The following is a 15,813-nucleotide window of genomic DNA, read 5'->3' on the forward strand; positions in this document are numbered from 1 at the left end:
CAATGGTCCCGTGGTGTAGTGGTTAACATGCCTGCCTGTCACGCAGGAGATCGCCGGTTCGACCCCGGTCGGGACCGCCATTTTATGTTGGCTCGGTAGCTCAGTCGGTAGAGCAGAGGACTGAAAATCCTCGTGTCGGCGGTTCGATTCCGTCCCGAGCCACCATTTTTTTATTTTTTTTATTTTTTTTATTTATGCCGGCTTAGCTCAATTGGTAGAGCAACTGACTTGTAATCAGTAGGTTGGGGGTTCAAGTCCTCTAGCCGGCATCATTTAGGGGCATAGTTTAAAGGTAGAACTGAGGTCTCCAAAACCTCCAGTGTGGGTTCAATTCCTACTGCCCCTGTAAATTATATGGGCCTATAGCTCAGCTGGTTAGAGCGCACGCCTGATAAGCGTGAGGTCGATGGTTCGAGTCCATTTAGGCCCACCATATATTCCGCAGTAGCTCAGTGGTAGAGCTATCGGCTGTTAACCGATCGGTCGTAGGTTCGAGTCCTACCTGCGGAGCCATGGCCCGTTGGTCAAGTGGTTAAGACACCGCCCTTTCACGGCGGTAACACGGGTTCGAATCCCGTACGGGTCATAAAAAAAGAGTCAGCATATTGCTGACTCTTTTTTATTATGTATAAGCCTCTTTTTATCACCTTGTTTTCCTGAAATAAATAAAGGGATTTAGGAAAAGCTATGGTATGTATTAAAAGGAGGAGATGAAAAATGACACAAGTTAGAGAACTTATGAGTACTCATATCGTACATTGTACACCATTAGATAATGTATATGAGGCGGCTGTAAAAATGAAGGAAGAATCGGTTGGATTGATTCCTGTTATTGAAAATAAACAAGTTGTTGGGCTTGTTACTGATCGAGACTTAGTTGTTCGTGGGATTGCTGAAAAACATCCTGGATCTAATCAAATTACAAATGTAATGACAACAAACATTGTTTCAGTTTCTCCAGATGATTCCATTGAAAAAGCTACAGAGTTAATGGCACAATATCAAATTAGACGATTACCGGTAGTTGAGAGCGGTCAACTTGTTGGGATGCTAGCACTAGGTGATTTAGCTATAAGACAATCAGCAGATGATCAAGCAGGGTTTGCTTTAAGTGAAATCTCGGAGCATACGGAATAAATTATGTATAAAGATCAGATACATTATTCTAGTATATATGGATTAAACTAATATGTTAGCGTGATGTATCTGAGACATTATATAATAAGTATAGAGTCAATATTTTTGACAGTTTTTTTAAATTTGTCATTCCTAATTTTTAATAAGAGAAAAAATGATATACTGAGAGATATAAGTATTATGAGAGATTTTGAATATAACAATATTTATTATTAATGATGTAATAATGAATTAATATTTCCTACATAGATAAAAAGGGAAGGGGAATTATATGAGGGCTGTACAGGGCGATCCAAATTGGAATTTGGTTACAGATACATATATAGAACCAAATAATTTCGCTGAGTTATTTTCTTTGCTTGTACCTTGTCATCCAAAAGGTGAAGGGAAAGAGCGAACTATATTAGTATGGAAAGAAAAAGAATTTTATAAAGAAGAAAATTTAGCGGCATTTATCGTATATGGCATGAATAAAGTAAAGAATTTACCGCAGTTTCATAAAGATGAAATTCCAACTCTAGTACGTATTCTTCGTTTATGTCAAGAGATTGGTTGGTATGAAGAGGCAAATGCTTTTATGATAGCCCAAGGACTAGATGAATTTGTCCAAACTTCATTGGAGTATGAAACATGGGATCTTTTGACGAAAGCAGTTGCTTTAAACTATTTAATTATTAAATATCGTATTGGTGAATTAACAGCTGAGGATGTAGAAATTTGGGAGCGAGTTAAATTTAATGAGAAATGTATAACAAATTGTAAACATCTATTATCTCATAAAGAAGTATTGGAATTTACATTCTTTTATATGTGTAAGCGAGCAAAAACACTATCAAAAGAGCAATTAAATAGTGATATGATGAGTCTAGCAATGTATTGTAATACTTTTGTGTATGATTTATATACACATGACTTATTACGAAAGTATCGTAAGTGTACAGACTTCCTATCATATTATGGACCTAGTCAGGCAGTTTTAGCTTGTCAAAGAGCTGTACTTTCTCAAATTTCCGATCGATTAGACCCTTTAAAGACAACTCATGTAGATGATTATTTATATGTGATGAAAGAAATGATGGAGCATATGACGATAGGGGTAATGGATCGGTATGGTCATTTTATTGGAAAGTTACTATCATATGTACCATTTTTCGAAATGATCCAAGTTCCACAGCATGCATATTATTGTGAAGAATTACTGTATATTTGTAAGGGAATTGAATACAAAGAAGAAATACTACGCAATTATATATTTATACAATTACATGATTGTTTACCATCATTCTTTAAACTATTTCTTAAAAATAAGCGTTATGCAACGATTCATGATATTCTTTTCTATTGGTGCGACGATGAACAAAGAATGAGCTTAGAGAAAAAATATAATCTTAGTTTTATTTATGAAAAATATGCTTGTGGATAAACCATATTTTACATATTAAAAATTAATATAAATTAAAAAGGATCTCAAGTTTATGTGAGATCCTTTTTTGTTAGTAAAGCAAGGAGAAAGTAACTAAGATAAGAAATAATATTCCATAAAGGAGAAGTTGTGCAGTATAACTTCCTTGTATACCAAAAAAAGTATTCATTTTTTCATATAAATTCAATATATATTTCATTGGATTATCTTTGAAAGATGGGTACACAGTGTCTCCTCTTTCTAAGCTTCTTGTTCATGTTTTTGGTTATTAGGAACATGAACGTATCTAGCTATGAATAATAAAACACCTATAAAGAATACAGGAAGTACGGTAGATAAATAAAAACCATTATTAATTATATTTGTTATAAGAGCACTCAAAAGAAAAATTGCATTATAAATATGGGCAATTTTTTGTTTTAGCCGCATTTGTAATGCTTCCATAATGATTTCTAAAGCAACAAAAGCAATAATAATAGATAAGAATACAGTGTTCGTATTATAAATGATTAAACAACAGATTAAACCTAAAAAGGCCAGGTATTCAATAAAGAGAGGTATATTGCGTGGCATATAATTTACCTAACTAAATATGGCAGTGGGTTTACTGCATTTGTTTTTTCAAAATTCCATTCCCCATTATGTAATTCAAAATGGAGATGTTGCCCGTATGAATGACCTGTGTTTCCCATATGACCTACTAATTGTCCAGTTTGTACTTGATCACCAGCTTGTACAGTGCGATCCTTCATATGAGCATAAACTGTTGTATATAATTTCCCATTTATTTGATGGGCGATGAACACGACATTGCCGTAGCTAGCCGAATAATAAGATTTCACAACCTTACCCGCAGCAGCAGCTTGAATAGAGACATTTCCTTGTGCTGCTATATCTATACCATAATGCATTTGCTCCCAGCGCATATCAAAAGTGGAGCTGATTTTCCCTTGAGTAGGGAATTTGAAAACTGCTGGAATTGATGCAGGTTGAGCTGTTTTAGCTTGTGCTTGACTTTGATTTTGCACTACATAGTGTTTCGCTACATATCCGTATCCTGTGCCAAAACGAATTTTATACCAAGTACCTACCGTTTCTACTACTTGTACTTGTGTACCATTTTGTAATGAGCCAAGTAGAGTGCTACTTGTACTAGCATTGCTACGTACATTTAATTTTGGTGTTGCAACAGTATAAGAAGGAGAACCTTGTACAGTTACACCTTTTACTAGAGGTGTGGATCCATTAGATACAAATGTTTTTTGTACGTATCCAATTTGACCGTTATGTAATATTTTGTACCAATCCCCTTGTTCACCTTGAATGGTAATGAATTGACCATTTGGTAATATATCTAGAATAGAAGACTCTGTATTAGGTTCAGAACGAACGTTTAATGCGTTTGCATTTACGATATATTGATTTTTTGGTTGAACATTTTTTTTGAATAGAATTGCATCCTTTTTCATATAGCCTGTTTTGTTGTTAACAGATACTTTATACCAACCTTGAGTTGTCTCAAGAATAGTAACAGGGCTATTAAATCGAATGTTATCAATTATTGCACTGTCTGCATGGTTATTTTGATGTAGTGCAACGTTGTCAATTTTTACATATCCAGTTTTTACTGTAGATGGTTGCTTAGCAGCCGCTGTTTGTATATCGGATTCTCCCATAGAAGGAAGTAAAGAAGCAATTGCGATAGTAGTTGCTGTTAAAGCTGTAGCTTTCATATTCATGTAATAAAGACCTCCTCTAGTTGTATAGTTGTAATTTTATTATAGTATAAAGATATAATATATTGGTCGTATTCACATAAATGTAATATGAARTCAATAAAAATAATGTTAGAAGAGAGATTCGTATATAAATATTGTATATATCATTTGTGGGGTCGCATTTATATTTGTTTAACACGTTAATATTTAATTCGCAATTAAGAAAATTAAAACAGTTGATGATGTCTTATGGCGGTGTTATACTGACAGTGATAATTTTATAGTTTGCTAGGAGGGCTGGTGTTGCCAGCTGAGAGTAGGGCCGTAAGCCCTTGATCCTTTTTATTACCTGATCTAGATTATGCTAGCGTAGGGAAGCAATTCGGACACTAACAATGAGTCCCCGTTTCTTTGCGTATAGAAACGGGGCTTTTTTATTTGAAAATTTCATATTAACACCACTAGGGGTGCTTTTCGTGCTGAGAGAGGAATAATCCTTAACCCTTACAACACCTGATCTAGATAATACTAGCGAAGGGAAGTGGAACAACGAATAAATTATAATTTTATTTGCTGTAACCACTTCTTATATACAGAAGTGGTTTTTTTATTGAGATAAATAGATATATAGGAAGGGGAATTATTAATGAAATTTTGTGAAAGATTATTTGATACGGTGCAGCCTGTTTGGGAGAAAAGTCATAATCATCCGTTTGTAGTAGGTATGGGGGATGGTACGTTGGAAAAAGACAAATTCCAGTACTATATTATTCAAGATTATTTATATTTGTTAGATTATGCAAAGCTATATGCAATTGGGGTTGTAAAGGCAACGAATCCACAAGTGATGGCAAAATTTGCAGAGCAAATTGATGGGATTTTAAATGGTGAAATGACGATTCATAAACAATATGCAAAAAGACTTGGCATTTCTGCACAAGAGATGGAATCTGCGAAACCATCTGCTAAAAATTTAGCCTATACAAATTACATGATGTCTGTATCTCAAAATGGCACACTTGCAGAATTAATATCAGCTTTACTTCCATGTATGTGGAGCTATTGGGAGATTGGAAAGCGTTTAAATGATATTCCTGGAGCAAGAGATCATGAGTTCTTTGGAGAGTGGATTCAAGGATATAGTTCTGAAGAATACGGTAACCTTTGTATTTGGTTAATAGATTTATTAAATGAAATGGCAGTTGGAAAGTCAGAGAAAGAGCTAGATCGATTAGAGGAGATTTTCTTATATTCCAGCCGATTTGAATATTTATTCTGGGATATGGCTTATCGTAAGGAGATGTGGGGTTTTGAGGAGCAAGAACATACTACAGTTTCATAATGTTTCCTTTCATTATGATGAGAAACCAATCATCGATGAATTAAATGCTTCTATACAAGATAAAGAGTTTGTAAGTATTATCGGACCGAGTGGGTGCGGGAAAAGTACTTTGTTTCGCCTTATTACAGGCTTAGAAGAGGCAAGTACTGGACAGATAGAGCTGACAGAAACAAAGAGTCATCCTGTAGGGTATATGCCCCAAAAAGATATGCTCTTGCCGTGGAGGACGATTATTGAGAATGCGGCTTTACCGCTAGAGTGCCAAGGTGTGGAGAAGAAAGAAGCACAAGTAAAAGCGAAAGAACTGTTACATAAATTTGGTTTACAAGGGTACGAGAAAAAATATCCGAAAGATTTATCTGGTGGTATGAGGCAACGCGTATCTTTTATCCGAACTTTATTAACAGGCGGGGAGATATTATTGTTAGATGAACCTTTTAGTGCATTGGACGCTTTAACGAAGGCATCTTTGCAAGAATGGTTGTTTGAACAATGGAAAGAGTGGGAAAAAACAATTTTATTTATCACTCATGATGTTGAAGAAGCATTGTTTCTTTCTAATCGAATTTTGGTTGTAGAAAATCAACCGATAGCAACTTTAACTGAGCGAATTGTGCCGCTTGATCGTAACCGAACAAGAAAAGATTTATATAAGCCTGAAGTGTTAGCGCTTAAAGAAGAGATCCTTAGTATGTTACAAAGGCAGGTACTCGTATGATGAATCGCTTGAAGGAGTTATTACCTGCCCTCATATTAAGTGGAATTTTACTTGCTCTATGGGAAGTAGGCGCAAGAATTGTAGGAGCATTTTATCCATTATTAGTAGCTTCTCAAACAATCCCGATTACAGCACTTGCGCCACTATTTGTTTTATGGTTTGGATATACCATTTGGAGCAAGGTTGTTGTCACTGTCTTAATTACGTTTTTCCCAATTGCGGTAAATACGTATGATGGACTGCGTAGTACGAAGAAAGAATGGGAGGAGCTCTTAGTTACGTATGGTGCAACAAAAAAAGATATTTTTCTAAAGCTAAAGTTGCCATCTGCTCTTCCTTACTTTTTCTCAGCGTTAAAAATTGCAGTTCCGCTTAGTGTTATCGGGGCAGCAATTGGAGAATGGCTCGGTGCACAAGCTGGGCTTGGATATTTCAGTAAAAGAATGATGACGCAGTTAGACGGAGCTGGTGTATTTGCACCAATTGTATTGTTATCATTATTAGCTATTTTTTTCGTCATACTTATTTCTATATTAGAAAAGAAATTCATTAGTTGGAGGAAATATTCATGAAATTATTAAAACGCATCTTTGTGTTTACATTATTAGTTGCAATGATTGCAGGGTGCTCGAGTAATTCAGCATCAGATAAGAGTAAAAAAGAGAAAGAAATAACGGTCATGCTTGATTGGTATCCAAATGCGGTGCATAGCTTTATTTATGCAGCCATTGAAAAAGGCTACTTTAAAGAAGAAGGAGTAAAGGTAAATATTAAATTCCCTTCTAATCCGACTGATCCATTAACGTTAGCTGCAGCAGGAAAAGTGACAGTTGGCTTGTATTATCAGCCAGATGTTGTTATGGCTAGAGCAAATGAACAAATTCCAGTGAAATCAATTGGAGCTGTCGTGCGTTCACCGTTAAATCATGTCGTATCGCTGAAATCAGCAGGCATTCAATCACCGAAAGATTTAGAAGGAAAAACAGTTGGATATTCTGGAACACCTTTAAGTGAGATGTATTTAAAAACGATGGTAAAAGAAGCTGGTGGTAATCCAGATACAGTGAAAGTAGTTGATGTAGGCTTTGATTTAGTGCCAGCGTTAATTACGAAAAAAGTAGATGCTGTAACAGGAGCATACATTAACCATGAAGTACCTGTTATGCGTCATGAGGGTCATGAGCCGGCGTACTTTAATCCAGCTGATTACGGTGTACCGAATTATCATGAACTTGTATTTGTAACAGGTGATAAAACTTTGAAAAAGGATAAAGAAGCATTACAGGCCTTTTTACGTGGTGCGAAAAAAGGATATGATTTCATGAAGAAAAATCCGGATGAAGCATTAAATGTTTTATTAAATCACCAAGAAAAAGAAAACTTCCCGCTTGTGCCAGAAGTTGAAAAAGAAAGTATGAAAATTTTATTAGAGAAGATGGAAACGAAAGATGAGCCATTCTTATCAGATTCAAAAGAGTCTTGGGAGAAACAAAATAAATGGCTGAAAGACAAAGGAATGACGAAAGAAAGTGTTCCAGCTGATGAGTTATTCGAAAATATTTTAAAGTAGGCGAATGAATATGAAAAATGAGCTCCACGTAATCTCAAATGGCCATATGCCGTTCGAAGAGTTAGTGAATGTAGCGATGCAAATTGAGAGTGAGATTGATTATTTGCATATTCGTGAGCGTGAGAAAAGTACGAAGGAATTATATGAAGGGGTGGAAAGCCTTTTAAAAAAAGGCTTTCCGGCATCTAAACTTGTTATAAATGACCGAATTGATATTGCTGTTTTATTAAATGTCCCGCGTGTACAGCTAGGGTATCGAAGTACAGATGTAAGGTCAGTGAAAGAAAAGTTTTCGTATTTGCATGTTGGTTATTCCGTACATTCTTTAGAAGAAGCGATAGAGGCTTTTAAGAATGGGGCTGATTCGCTCGTTTATGGTCATGTATTCCCAACAGAGTGCAAAAAAGGTGTGCCGGCGAGAGGGTTAGAGGAAATTTCGGACATTGCAAAGAGCTTATCGATACCGATTATAGCTATTGGAGGAATTACTCCTGAAAATACAAGGGATGTTCTTGCAAGTGAAGTAAGTGGCATTGCTGTTATGTCCGGGATTATAAGCAGTAGTAATCCGTATAGCAGAGCAAAATCTTATAAGGAATCAATAAGAAAGTGGGCGGAAAAACATGTGTAAGAAGTATGATGTAGCGATTATTGGCGGAGGTGTAATTGGTAGCTCAGTTGCACACTTTCTAGCAGAAAGAGGGCATAAAGTAGCGATTATAGAGAAACAAAGAATCGCATCTGAAGCTTCGAAAGCAGCTGCTGGTTTGCTCGGTGTTCAGGCAGAATGGGATGAATATGATCCGCTGTTTGAGCTTGCTAGAGAAAGCCGTGCTATATTTCCACAACTTGCAGAAGTTTTACGTGAAAAGACAGGCATCGATATTGGGTATGAGGAAAAAGGCATTTATCGCATTGCCCAAAATGAAGATGAGAAGGAAAGAATTCTTCATATTATGGATTGGCAACAGAAAACAGGTGAAGATTCCTATTTTCTAACGGGGGACCATTTACGGGAAAAAGAGCCGTTTCTATCGGAGTCAATTATAGGAGCGGTATATTATCCGAAAGATGGTCACGTTATTGCACCAGAGCTTACGAAAGCATTCGCGCATTCCGCGGCATTTTCTGGAGCTGACATATATGAACAAACAGAAGTGTTTGATATTCGTATTGAGAATAATAAAGTGACTGGGATTGTTACGAGTGAAGGTGTAATCACATGCGAAAAAGTCGTTATCGCTGGAGGGTCATGGAGTACGAAATTACTACATTATTTCCATAGTGATTGGGGTACATATCCTGTTAAGGGAGAGGTTGTTGCAGTAAGAAGCAGGAAACCTCTCTTGAAAGCTCCTATTTTCCAAGAGCGATTTTATATTACGCCGAAGCGCGGTGGCCGTTATGTGATTGGGGCAACGATGAAGCCTCATACGTTCAATAAATCTGTACAACCAGAAAGTATTACTTCCATATTAGAGCGTGCTTATACGATATTGCCTGCTTTAAAAGAAGCAGAGTGGGAAAGTACATGGGCAGGATTAAGGCCACAATCGAATCATGAAGCTCCTTATATGGGAGAGCATGAAGAAATAAAAGGTTTATATGCTTGTACTGGACATTATCGAAACGGTATTTTATTAAGTCCTGTTTCGGGTCAGTATATGGCTGATTTAATAGAAGGAAAGCAGGAGAATCATCTGCTAGATTCATTGCTTTCTAAAATGGTTTAGAAAGGGGATGGAAGTTTGAATTTAAAAATTAATGGTAACCAAATTGAAGTACCAGAGAGTGTAAAAACAGTAGCTGGGCTACTTACACATTTAGAGTTAGATAACAGAATTGTTGTAGTAGAACGTAATAAAGATATTTTACAAAAAGATGATCATAAAGATACATCAGTTTTTGATGGAGACCAAATTGAGATTGTAACTTTCGTAGGAGGCGGTTGATTATGTTAAACATTGGACCATTTTCATTTCATTCTAGACTTTTATTAGGAACAGGGAAATTCTCTGATTTTGATGTACAGCAAAAAGCAATTGACGTTTCTGAGGCTGAAATTTTAACATTCGCAGTACGTCGCATGGATATATTTGATGCGAAGCAACCTAATTTATTAGAGAAACTTGATGTGAAAAAATATACGTTATTACCAAATACAGCAGGAGCAAAAAATGCTGAAGAAGCTGTTCGAATTGCGAAATTAGCAAAAGCTTCTGGACTTTGTGACATGATAAAAGTAGAAGTTATTGGTGATGATAGAACGTTATTACCTGATCCGGTAGAAACGTTAAAAGCATCTGAAATGTTACTTGAAGAAGGATTTATCGTTCTACCGTACACATCTGATGATGTTGTATTAGCGCGTAAATTACAAGAACTTGGCGTGCATGCCATTATGCCAGGTGCATCACCGATTGGTTCAGGACTTGGTATTGTAAATCCATTAAATTTAAGTTTTATTATTGAACAAGCGACAGTACCAGTTATCGTGGATGCTGGTATTGGTAGCCCAGCTGATGCGGCATTTGCGATGGAATTAGGAGCAGATGGTGTGTTATTAAATACGGCTGTGTCGGGGGCAAAAGATCCTATTAAAATGGCATACGCAATGAAATTAGGTATTGAGGCAGGGCGGATAGGCTTTGAAGCAGGCCGTATTGCACGTAAACGTTGTGCAACGGCAAGTAGTCCTTTAGAAGGAATGAGCGTAGTTGAATAATCGATATTCTCGCCAAGAACTATTTTCTCCAATTGGGGGAGAAGGACAACAAAAGATAAGAGAAAAGCATGTACTTATTATCGGTGCAGGTGCATTAGGTAGTGCAAATGCAGAGATGTTTGTAAGAGCTGGCGTTGGTAAGGTGACAATTGTTGACCGCGATTATGTGGATTGGAGTAATTTACAAAGACAGCAATTGTATGCAGAGAGTGATGTAGAGAATAACCTTCCGAAGGCTGTGGCGGCAAAAAAACGTCTAGAAGAGATTAATAGTGAAGTAAGAGTAGAAGCTCTCGTTCAAGATGTAACGGCTGAAGAGTTAGAAGAACTCGTTACAAATGTTGATGTAATTATCGATGCGACTGATAATTTCGAWACGCGTTTCATTGTGAATGATATATCGCAAAAATATTCTATTCCATGGGTTTACGGGGCATGTGTAGGAAGTTACGGTCTTTCTTATACTATTATTCCAGGCAAAACGCCATGTTTATCTTGTTTATTACAATCGATTCCGCTTGGTGGAGCGACATGTGATACAGCGGGGATTATATCACCTGCTGTATCTCTTGTCGTTTCTCATCAAGTAACGGAAACACTTAAACTGTTAGTAGAAGATTATGACTCGCTTCGAGAGGGGCTTGTATCATTTGATGTATGGAAAAATGAGTATTCATGTATGAATGTGCAAAAGCTTCGTAAACATAATTGTCTATCGTGTGGTGAGCAAGCGTTATATCCGTATTTAAATAAAGAAAACACTTCAAAAACAGCAGTGTTATGCGGGAGAAATACAGTTCAAATTAGACCACCTCATAAAGAAGAAATGAATTTTGAGCAATATAAAGAATTGCTGAATAATCGCGTGAATGATTTGAATGTAAATCCATATTTATTATCATTTTCTGTTGAAGAAAAGAGATTAGTTGCTTTCAAAGATGGTCGTGTACTTGTGCATGGAACGAAAGATATAAGTGAAGCGAAAACAATTTATCATCGCTATTTTGGATAGAAAAGGATGAGTGGGATGAAAGTGAATAAAGCTTTAACGATTGCAGGATCTGATAGCGGAGGCGGCGCTGGAATTCAAGCAGATTTAAAAACATTCCAAGAGCTTGGTGTGTATGGAATGACGGCTATTACAGCAATTACTGCTCAAAATACGCTTGGCGTTCAAGGGGTATATCCTGTTTCTTTAGAAGGAATTACGGAACAGTTGAATTCAATTGGTACAGATTTAACACCAGATGCTGTGAAACTAGGGATGCTATTTAGTAGTGAAATTATTCAAATCGTTGCAGAACATATTAAGAAATTTGGCTGGAATAATATTGTACTAGATCCTGTTATGATTGCAAAAGGCGGAGCATCATTATTACAACAAGAAGCAGTACAAGCATTAAAGGAATATTTATTACCAGTAGCAACTGTTGTAACACCGAATGTTCCGGAAGCAGAAGTGTTAACTGGGATGGAGATTCAAAATATAGAAGATAGTAAAGAAGCTGCGAAAGTATTGCACGAATTAGGTGCTAAATATGTGCTTATGAAGGGCGGACATGCAGAATATCAAGGTAATGAAGTAATTGATTTACTCTTTGATGGAGAAGAGTTTATTGAATTTAGAAGTGAACGAATTCCTTCGAAGCAAACGCACGGAAGCGGATGTACATTTGCGTCTGCAGTTACAGCAGGACTTGCTAAAGGGTATTCAATTGAAGAGGCAGTTCAAGAGGCAAAACGATTTATTAGTATAGCGATTGAAGAGCCGTTGAATATTGGAAGTGGTCATGGGCCGACGAATCATTTTGCGTACAAATTGAATAAAGCATAAGCATAAAGAATGGAAAAGCCAGTTTTACAACTGGCTTTTTTCTGTTTACTTTTTCCAAACACAGGAGTAATATATCAGCCAGAATACATTTTTGTAATATGCTGAGTCCAAATTTATGGAGCGGAGGAACCAATTTGTGCGTTGTCACTAGGGGTGAATCTTTCAATTTTGAAAGTAGGGCTACTCTCAAAGTCCGAATCCGACAGCTAACTTCGTAAGCGTCTTGAGAGAGGGCGGTGCCATGATGGATATATCACTTCGTCGGTCTGATTAGTATAGGAGAATATCAATCTATGTTTGAGTTCTTTTATGCTAAGGAGGATGAGGTACATGGAATTAATGCTTATTTGTGTTGGAGAAGAAAATAAGATAAAGAGTTTAAGAGAGCTAGTAGCATTTCAGCATGAGTTAATTATTTTTACAGCAAATGAAGAGATAGCAGCTGAAGTTAGGAATTGTGGATTTGATTCGACTTATAGCTGTAATAAGGAGCAGGATTTTACTAGTATTTGCGAGCGGATTAAGAAAGTAATTTTATTAGGAGATGAGCTTCCGATAGTTAGCTTTTTCACAGAACGCATTCGTTTCTCTTTTCAAGCGCCTATTACTGTTGTTACAAAGAATAAACGCTATCCAGCCAGGCTCTATGAAACAATTGGAGCTAAATTTGTAGTGTTTACGAACTGTGATAATATTTCTTTTTTATTTTTTGAATAGAGCGGGGGAAACGAAGATGAAGGTATTGTTACTAGGAGATATAGCGAATCGTTGGGTGGCATCGGTAGAGCGAGTTCAAGAATTGGTGGCGCTCGATCCTATTTTTCCAAGGCCATATATAATATTGCCATCGAAAGATGCCTTATATTTAAAAACAGATATTATCGAATATGAGCAGCTACATGCAGAACTGTCGCAAGTTTATATTCGGGGAAGAAATTTACGTGCATTTTTACGAGGAGAATAAAGGTTGAATGAAAAAAGAGCGAATACTGAGTGCAACAAGCTATGCACTTCATGTAATTCGCTCTTTTTATTTCATATTTAAAGGATTATTTTTATGAAAAAGAAAGAAAAGACAAGAAAACAGATGAAAGAATATTAATAACACGTAATGTAAACGCTTAAACGACGGAATATTTTCTTTTTTTTAGTAATTTGCCTCTTTACAAGTTAAATATAGAGGAGTATATTTACTCTCATAAATCATTTATGAAATTTCCAAAAAAACCTAAAATCGCTGAGTTCCAGAAATGGAGCGGGGGAACCAATTTTGTGCATCGTCACTTGGGGTGAATCTTTCAATTTTGAAAGTAGGGCTACTCTTTAGGCCCGAATCCGACAGCTAACCTCGTAAGCGTTTAGAGAGGAGGTTTACTTTGTGTTGTTCGTTTCGAACACTAAGTGGAGCTTAGTGTTCTTTTTTTGATAACTATATGGTAAATTTTAACAAAAAGCGAGGGGTAGTTATGTTAGATGTTGTAATGATCGGGATTTTTGTTGGGTTAGTCGCATCGATGGCAAGTCTTGCAAGTTGGTCAGATAAAGTTGTGAAAGAAGGGAAGCAATCATGATGATTGCCTTATCGGTTATTGTTGCAGCGATTACGGTGTACTTAGTGTACGCATTATTAAATCCAGAAAAGTTTTAATTAGGGGGAATCATTCATTATGATTTGGGTTGCAGTCGTTATTACAATGCTCTTGTTTATTTTAGTAGCAAAGCCAACGGGGATTTATTTAGAGAAAGCCTTTCAAGGTAGCAAAACGCTAGATAAAGTATTCGGGCCTTTTGAAAAACTTATTTTTAAAATTACGGGTGTAAAAGCATACAATCAAACGTGGAAACAGTACGCATTATCATTAGTTTTACTCAATGGATTCATGATTGTTGTCGTATATTTCATTTTCAGATTACAAGGTGTGCTGCCGCTAAATCCAGCACATATTGAAGGAATGGAGCCTACGCTGGCTTTTAATACAGCGATTAGTTTTATGGCTGATACAAACTTACAGCATTATAGCGGTGAAAATGGTTTATCTTATTTATCACAATTAATCGGGATTACATTTTTAATGTTTGCGGCACCAGCAACGACGTTAGCACTTGTTATGGCTTTTATTAGAGGACTCGCTGGAAAAGAACTCGGTAACTTTTTCGTTGATTTTACGAGAGCATTAACGAGAGTTTTTCTTCCTATCGCATTTATTGCAGCGCTAGTCTTTGTCGCACTTGGTGTACCACAAACGTTAGACGGGGCAGTTACAGCACAAACAATTGATGGTGCGAAGCAAAGTATTTTGCGTGGTCCAGTTGCATCATTCGTTTCCATTAAGGAACTTGGAAATAACGGCGGTGGATTTTTCGGGGCAAATTCTACACATCCTTTCGAAAATCCAGGACAAATGAGTAATATTTTACAAATGATGCTTATGATGTTATTGCCAACAGCACTACCATTTACGTACGGACGAATGGTAGGAAATAAAAAACAAGGACGTATCCTTTTCGTTTCACTATTTATGGTGTTTTTACTAGGGTTTATAACGATTACTACAGCGGAATTAAATGGGAATCCAGCGTTAAATGGAATGGGTATTGAACATGTACAAGGAAGTACAGAAGGAAAAGAAGTACGATTTGGAACAGTATTTTCTTCACTATACGCAACAGTAACGACAGCTGCTGAAACAGGAGCAGTTAATACGATGCATGATACATTAACACCAATTGGTGGTTTAGTACCACTCGTAAATATGATGTTAAATACAGTATACGGTGGTGTTGGAGCAGGCTTTGTTAACATTATTATGTATGCAATTATTGCAGTCTTTATATCTGGGTTAATGGTTGGACGGACACCAGAGTTTTTAGGTAAGAAAATTGAAGGTAAGGAAATGAAATTAATTGCGGTAACGATATTATTTCATCCATTACTTATTTTAGGGTTTTCAGCATTAGCTCTTTCAACAAATTTAGGGACGGATGCAATTTCTCATTCAGGTTTCCACGGTTTAACGCAAGTTGTATATGAGTATACATCGTCAGCTGCGAATAATGGATCAGGATTTGAAGGATTAGCAGATAATACACCGTTTTGGAATATTACAACTGGTTTAGTTATGTTTTTAGGGCGCTATTTCAGCTTAATTACAATGTTAGCTGTGGCAGCTTCATTGAAAGAGAAGACGGTAGTGCCAGAAACAGTCGGAACGTTCCGTACAGATAATGGTTTATTTGGAGGGATCTTTATCGGAACGATTGTAATTGTTGGTGCGTTAACATTCTTCCCGATGTTAGTACTCGGCCCAATTGCAGAATTTCTTACATTGAAGTAATGGAGGGTAAA

At 36.6% G+C, this 15,813-nt stretch carries 19 protein-coding genes, 7 tRNA genes and 4 riboswitches; of the genes, 24 read left to right on the plus strand and 2 right to left on the minus strand.

Annotated elements, in window-relative coordinates:
* The first annotated feature begins 4 nt into the window (after positions 1-4).
* The 9 genes from AC1DTM_RS08270 to AC1DTM_RS08310 all read left to right on the plus strand — a co-directional run bounded on the left by AC1DTM_RS08270 (position 5) and on the right by AC1DTM_RS08310 (position 2,560).
* Positions 5-80 (plus strand) — tRNA-Asp (locus AC1DTM_RS08270).
* A 9-nt stretch (positions 81-89) separates the two neighbouring features.
* Positions 90-165 (plus strand) — tRNA-Phe (locus AC1DTM_RS08275).
* Positions 166-196: 31 nt separating this feature from the next.
* Positions 197-269, plus strand: a tRNA-Thr gene (locus AC1DTM_RS08280).
* 6 nt (positions 270-275) lie between these two features.
* Positions 276-346: transfer RNA gene (locus tag AC1DTM_RS08285), tRNA-Trp, on the plus strand.
* Positions 347-356: 10 nt separating this feature from the next.
* Positions 357-433, plus strand: a tRNA-Ile gene (locus tag AC1DTM_RS08290).
* A gap of 5 nt (positions 434-438) precedes the next feature.
* Positions 439-513, plus strand: a tRNA-Asn gene (locus AC1DTM_RS08295).
* A 1-nt stretch (position 514) separates the two neighbouring features.
* A tRNA-Glu gene (locus tag AC1DTM_RS08300) sits at positions 515-586 on the plus strand.
* Between the two features lie 131 nt (positions 587-717).
* On the plus strand, positions 718-1,137 hold the full coding sequence (locus AC1DTM_RS08305; protein WP_016103753.1) for a CBS domain-containing protein: 420 nt from the start codon (positions 718-720) through the stop codon (positions 1,135-1,137).
* 271 nt (positions 1,138-1,408) lie between these two features.
* Positions 1,409-2,560, plus strand: a complete 1,152-nt coding sequence (locus AC1DTM_RS08310) for a DUF3965 domain-containing protein (RefSeq protein ID WP_016103754.1) — start codon at positions 1,409-1,411, stop codon at positions 2,558-2,560.
* Between the two features lie 240 nt (positions 2,561-2,800).
* Here AC1DTM_RS08310 and AC1DTM_RS08315 read toward each other — a convergent pair whose 3' ends face one another.
* Both AC1DTM_RS08315 and AC1DTM_RS08320 read right to left on the minus strand, forming a co-directional pair.
* Positions 2,801-3,133, minus strand: a complete 333-nt coding sequence (locus tag AC1DTM_RS08315; protein WP_002159243.1) for a hypothetical protein — start codon at positions 3,131-3,133, stop codon at positions 2,801-2,803.
* Between the two features lie 5 nt (positions 3,134-3,138).
* Positions 3,139-4,299 carry an SH3 domain-containing protein gene (locus AC1DTM_RS08320; RefSeq protein ID WP_016103755.1) on the minus strand — a complete coding sequence of 387 codons (1,161 nt, stop codon included), beginning with the start codon at positions 4,297-4,299 and terminating at the stop codon, positions 3,139-3,141.
* Positions 4,300-4,558: 259 nt separating this feature from the next.
* A riboswitch (TPP riboswitch) is annotated at positions 4,559-4,671 on the plus strand.
* Between the two features lie 60 nt (positions 4,672-4,731).
* Positions 4,732-4,835: riboswitch (TPP riboswitch) on the plus strand.
* 89 nt (positions 4,836-4,924) lie between these two features.
* Between AC1DTM_RS08320 and tenA the strand changes: the two genes are divergently transcribed.
* From tenA to kdpA, 15 genes are all read left to right on the plus strand, one after another.
* Complete coding sequence (tenA, locus tag AC1DTM_RS08325) at positions 4,925-5,620, plus strand: thiaminase II (RefSeq protein WP_002159241.1); 696 nt, start codon at positions 4,925-4,927, stop codon at positions 5,618-5,620.
* Positions 5,589-6,338 carry an ABC transporter ATP-binding protein gene (locus AC1DTM_RS08330; protein WP_002159240.1) on the plus strand — a complete coding sequence of 250 codons (750 nt, stop codon included), beginning with the start codon at positions 5,589-5,591 and terminating at the stop codon, positions 6,336-6,338. The genes tenA and AC1DTM_RS08330 overlap by 32 nt, the downstream gene beginning before the upstream one ends.
* The gene (locus AC1DTM_RS08335) at positions 6,338-6,910 is read left to right on the plus strand and encodes an ABC transporter permease (RefSeq protein ID WP_477000153.1); all 573 of its coding nucleotides are present in this window, start codon (positions 6,338-6,340) and stop codon (positions 6,908-6,910) included. Before AC1DTM_RS08330 ends, AC1DTM_RS08335 begins: the two co-directional genes overlap by 1 nt.
* Positions 6,907-7,908, plus strand: coding sequence for an ABC transporter substrate-binding protein (locus tag AC1DTM_RS08340; RefSeq protein WP_088099635.1), 1,002 nt, complete (start codon positions 6,907-6,909; stop codon positions 7,906-7,908). The genes AC1DTM_RS08335 and AC1DTM_RS08340 overlap by 4 nt, the downstream gene beginning before the upstream one ends.
* A gap of 10 nt (positions 7,909-7,918) precedes the next feature.
* Positions 7,919-8,539 carry a thiazole tautomerase TenI gene (gene tenI, locus AC1DTM_RS08345; RefSeq protein WP_016103757.1) on the plus strand — a complete coding sequence of 207 codons (621 nt, stop codon included), beginning with the start codon at positions 7,919-7,921 and terminating at the stop codon, positions 8,537-8,539.
* On the plus strand, positions 8,532-9,641 hold the full coding sequence (gene thiO / locus AC1DTM_RS08350) for a glycine oxidase ThiO (RefSeq protein ID WP_016103758.1): 1,110 nt from the start codon (positions 8,532-8,534) through the stop codon (positions 9,639-9,641). The genes tenI and thiO overlap by 8 nt, the downstream gene beginning before the upstream one ends.
* 15 nt (positions 9,642-9,656) lie before the next feature.
* Positions 9,657-9,860: a sulfur carrier protein ThiS gene (gene thiS / locus AC1DTM_RS08355; protein WP_016103759.1), complete on the plus strand. Its 204-nt coding sequence runs from the start codon at positions 9,657-9,659 to the stop codon at positions 9,858-9,860.
* A gap of 2 nt (positions 9,861-9,862) precedes the next feature.
* Positions 9,863-10,633: a thiazole synthase gene (gene thiG, locus AC1DTM_RS08360; RefSeq protein ID WP_002201724.1), complete on the plus strand. Its 771-nt coding sequence runs from the start codon at positions 9,863-9,865 to the stop codon at positions 10,631-10,633.
* A complete protein-coding gene (locus AC1DTM_RS08365; protein WP_477000149.1) occupies positions 10,626-11,645 on the plus strand; it encodes a thiazole biosynthesis adenylyltransferase ThiF in 1,020 nt (339 codons plus the stop codon). The genes thiG and AC1DTM_RS08365 overlap by 8 nt, the downstream gene beginning before the upstream one ends.
* Before the next feature lie 6 nt (positions 11,646-11,651).
* On the plus strand, positions 11,652-12,467 hold the full coding sequence (gene thiD, locus AC1DTM_RS08370; protein WP_078174074.1) for a bifunctional hydroxymethylpyrimidine kinase/phosphomethylpyrimidine kinase: 816 nt from the start codon (positions 11,652-11,654) through the stop codon (positions 12,465-12,467).
* Between the two features lie 89 nt (positions 12,468-12,556).
* A riboswitch (cyclic di-AMP (ydaO/yuaA leader) is annotated at positions 12,557-12,704 on the plus strand.
* A 93-nt stretch (positions 12,705-12,797) separates the two neighbouring features.
* Positions 12,798-13,184, plus strand: coding sequence for a hypothetical protein (locus AC1DTM_RS08375; RefSeq protein WP_016103761.1), 387 nt, complete (start codon positions 12,798-12,800; stop codon positions 13,182-13,184).
* Positions 13,185-13,200: 16 nt separating this feature from the next.
* Positions 13,201-13,431 carry a hypothetical protein gene (locus tag AC1DTM_RS08380; protein WP_016103762.1) on the plus strand — a complete coding sequence of 77 codons (231 nt, stop codon included), beginning with the start codon at positions 13,201-13,203 and terminating at the stop codon, positions 13,429-13,431.
* 261 nt (positions 13,432-13,692) lie between these two features.
* Positions 13,693-13,838: riboswitch (cyclic di-AMP (ydaO/yuaA leader) on the plus strand.
* Between the two features lie 95 nt (positions 13,839-13,933).
* Positions 13,934-14,038, plus strand: coding sequence for a SipW-dependent-type signal peptide-containing protein (locus AC1DTM_RS08385; RefSeq protein ID WP_000887888.1), 105 nt, complete (start codon positions 13,934-13,936; stop codon positions 14,036-14,038).
* Entirely contained in the window at positions 14,035-14,115 is an 81-nt protein-coding gene (gene kdpF / locus AC1DTM_RS08390; protein WP_000972378.1) for a K(+)-transporting ATPase subunit F, read from the plus strand. Before AC1DTM_RS08385 ends, kdpF begins: the two co-directional genes overlap by 4 nt.
* Positions 14,116-14,134: 19 nt before the next feature.
* A complete protein-coding gene (gene kdpA / locus AC1DTM_RS08395) occupies positions 14,135-15,802 on the plus strand; it encodes a potassium-transporting ATPase subunit KdpA (RefSeq protein ID WP_016103763.1) in 1,668 nt (555 codons plus the stop codon).
* The last annotated feature ends 11 nt before the right edge of the window (positions 15,803-15,813 follow it).

It is taken from the genome of Bacillus sp. P4_D3 (assembly GCF_056401855.1).

Coding starts and splice junctions, on each gene's coding strand:
- AC1DTM_RS08305 (WP_016103753.1), top strand. CDS start 718: ATGACACAAGTTAGAGAACTTATGAGTACTCATATCGTACATTGTACA.
- AC1DTM_RS08310 (WP_016103754.1), top strand. CDS start 1,409: ATGAGGGCTGTACAGGGCGATCCAAATTGGAATTTGGTTACAGATACA.
- AC1DTM_RS08315 (WP_002159243.1), bottom strand. CDS start 3,133: ATGCCACGCAATATACCTCTCTTTATTGAATACCTGGCCTTTTTAGGT.
- AC1DTM_RS08320 (WP_016103755.1), bottom strand. CDS start 4,299: ATGAATATGAAAGCTACAGCTTTAACAGCAACTACTATCGCAATTGCT.
- tenA (WP_002159241.1), top strand. CDS start 4,925: ATGAAATTTTGTGAAAGATTATTTGATACGGTGCAGCCTGTTTGGGAG.
- AC1DTM_RS08335 (WP_477000153.1), top strand. CDS start 6,338: ATGAATCGCTTGAAGGAGTTATTACCTGCCCTCATATTAAGTGGAATT.
- AC1DTM_RS08340 (WP_088099635.1), top strand. CDS start 6,907: ATGAAATTATTAAAACGCATCTTTGTGTTTACATTATTAGTTGCAATG.
- tenI (WP_016103757.1), top strand. CDS start 7,919: ATGAAAAATGAGCTCCACGTAATCTCAAATGGCCATATGCCGTTCGAA.
- thiO (WP_016103758.1), top strand. CDS start 8,532: ATGTGTAAGAAGTATGATGTAGCGATTATTGGCGGAGGTGTAATTGGT.
- thiG (WP_002201724.1), top strand. CDS start 9,863: ATGTTAAACATTGGACCATTTTCATTTCATTCTAGACTTTTATTAGGA.
- thiD (WP_078174074.1), top strand. CDS start 11,652: ATGAGTGGGATGAAAGTGAATAAAGCTTTAACGATTGCAGGATCTGAT.
- AC1DTM_RS08375 (WP_016103761.1), top strand. CDS start 12,798: ATGGAATTAATGCTTATTTGTGTTGGAGAAGAAAATAAGATAAAGAGT.
- AC1DTM_RS08380 (WP_016103762.1), top strand. CDS start 13,201: ATGAAGGTATTGTTACTAGGAGATATAGCGAATCGTTGGGTGGCATCG.
- AC1DTM_RS08385 (WP_000887888.1), top strand. CDS start 13,934: ATGTTAGATGTTGTAATGATCGGGATTTTTGTTGGGTTAGTCGCATCG.
- kdpF (WP_000972378.1), top strand. CDS start 14,035: ATGATGATTGCCTTATCGGTTATTGTTGCAGCGATTACGGTGTACTTA.
- kdpA (WP_016103763.1), top strand. CDS start 14,135: ATGATTTGGGTTGCAGTCGTTATTACAATGCTCTTGTTTATTTTAGTA.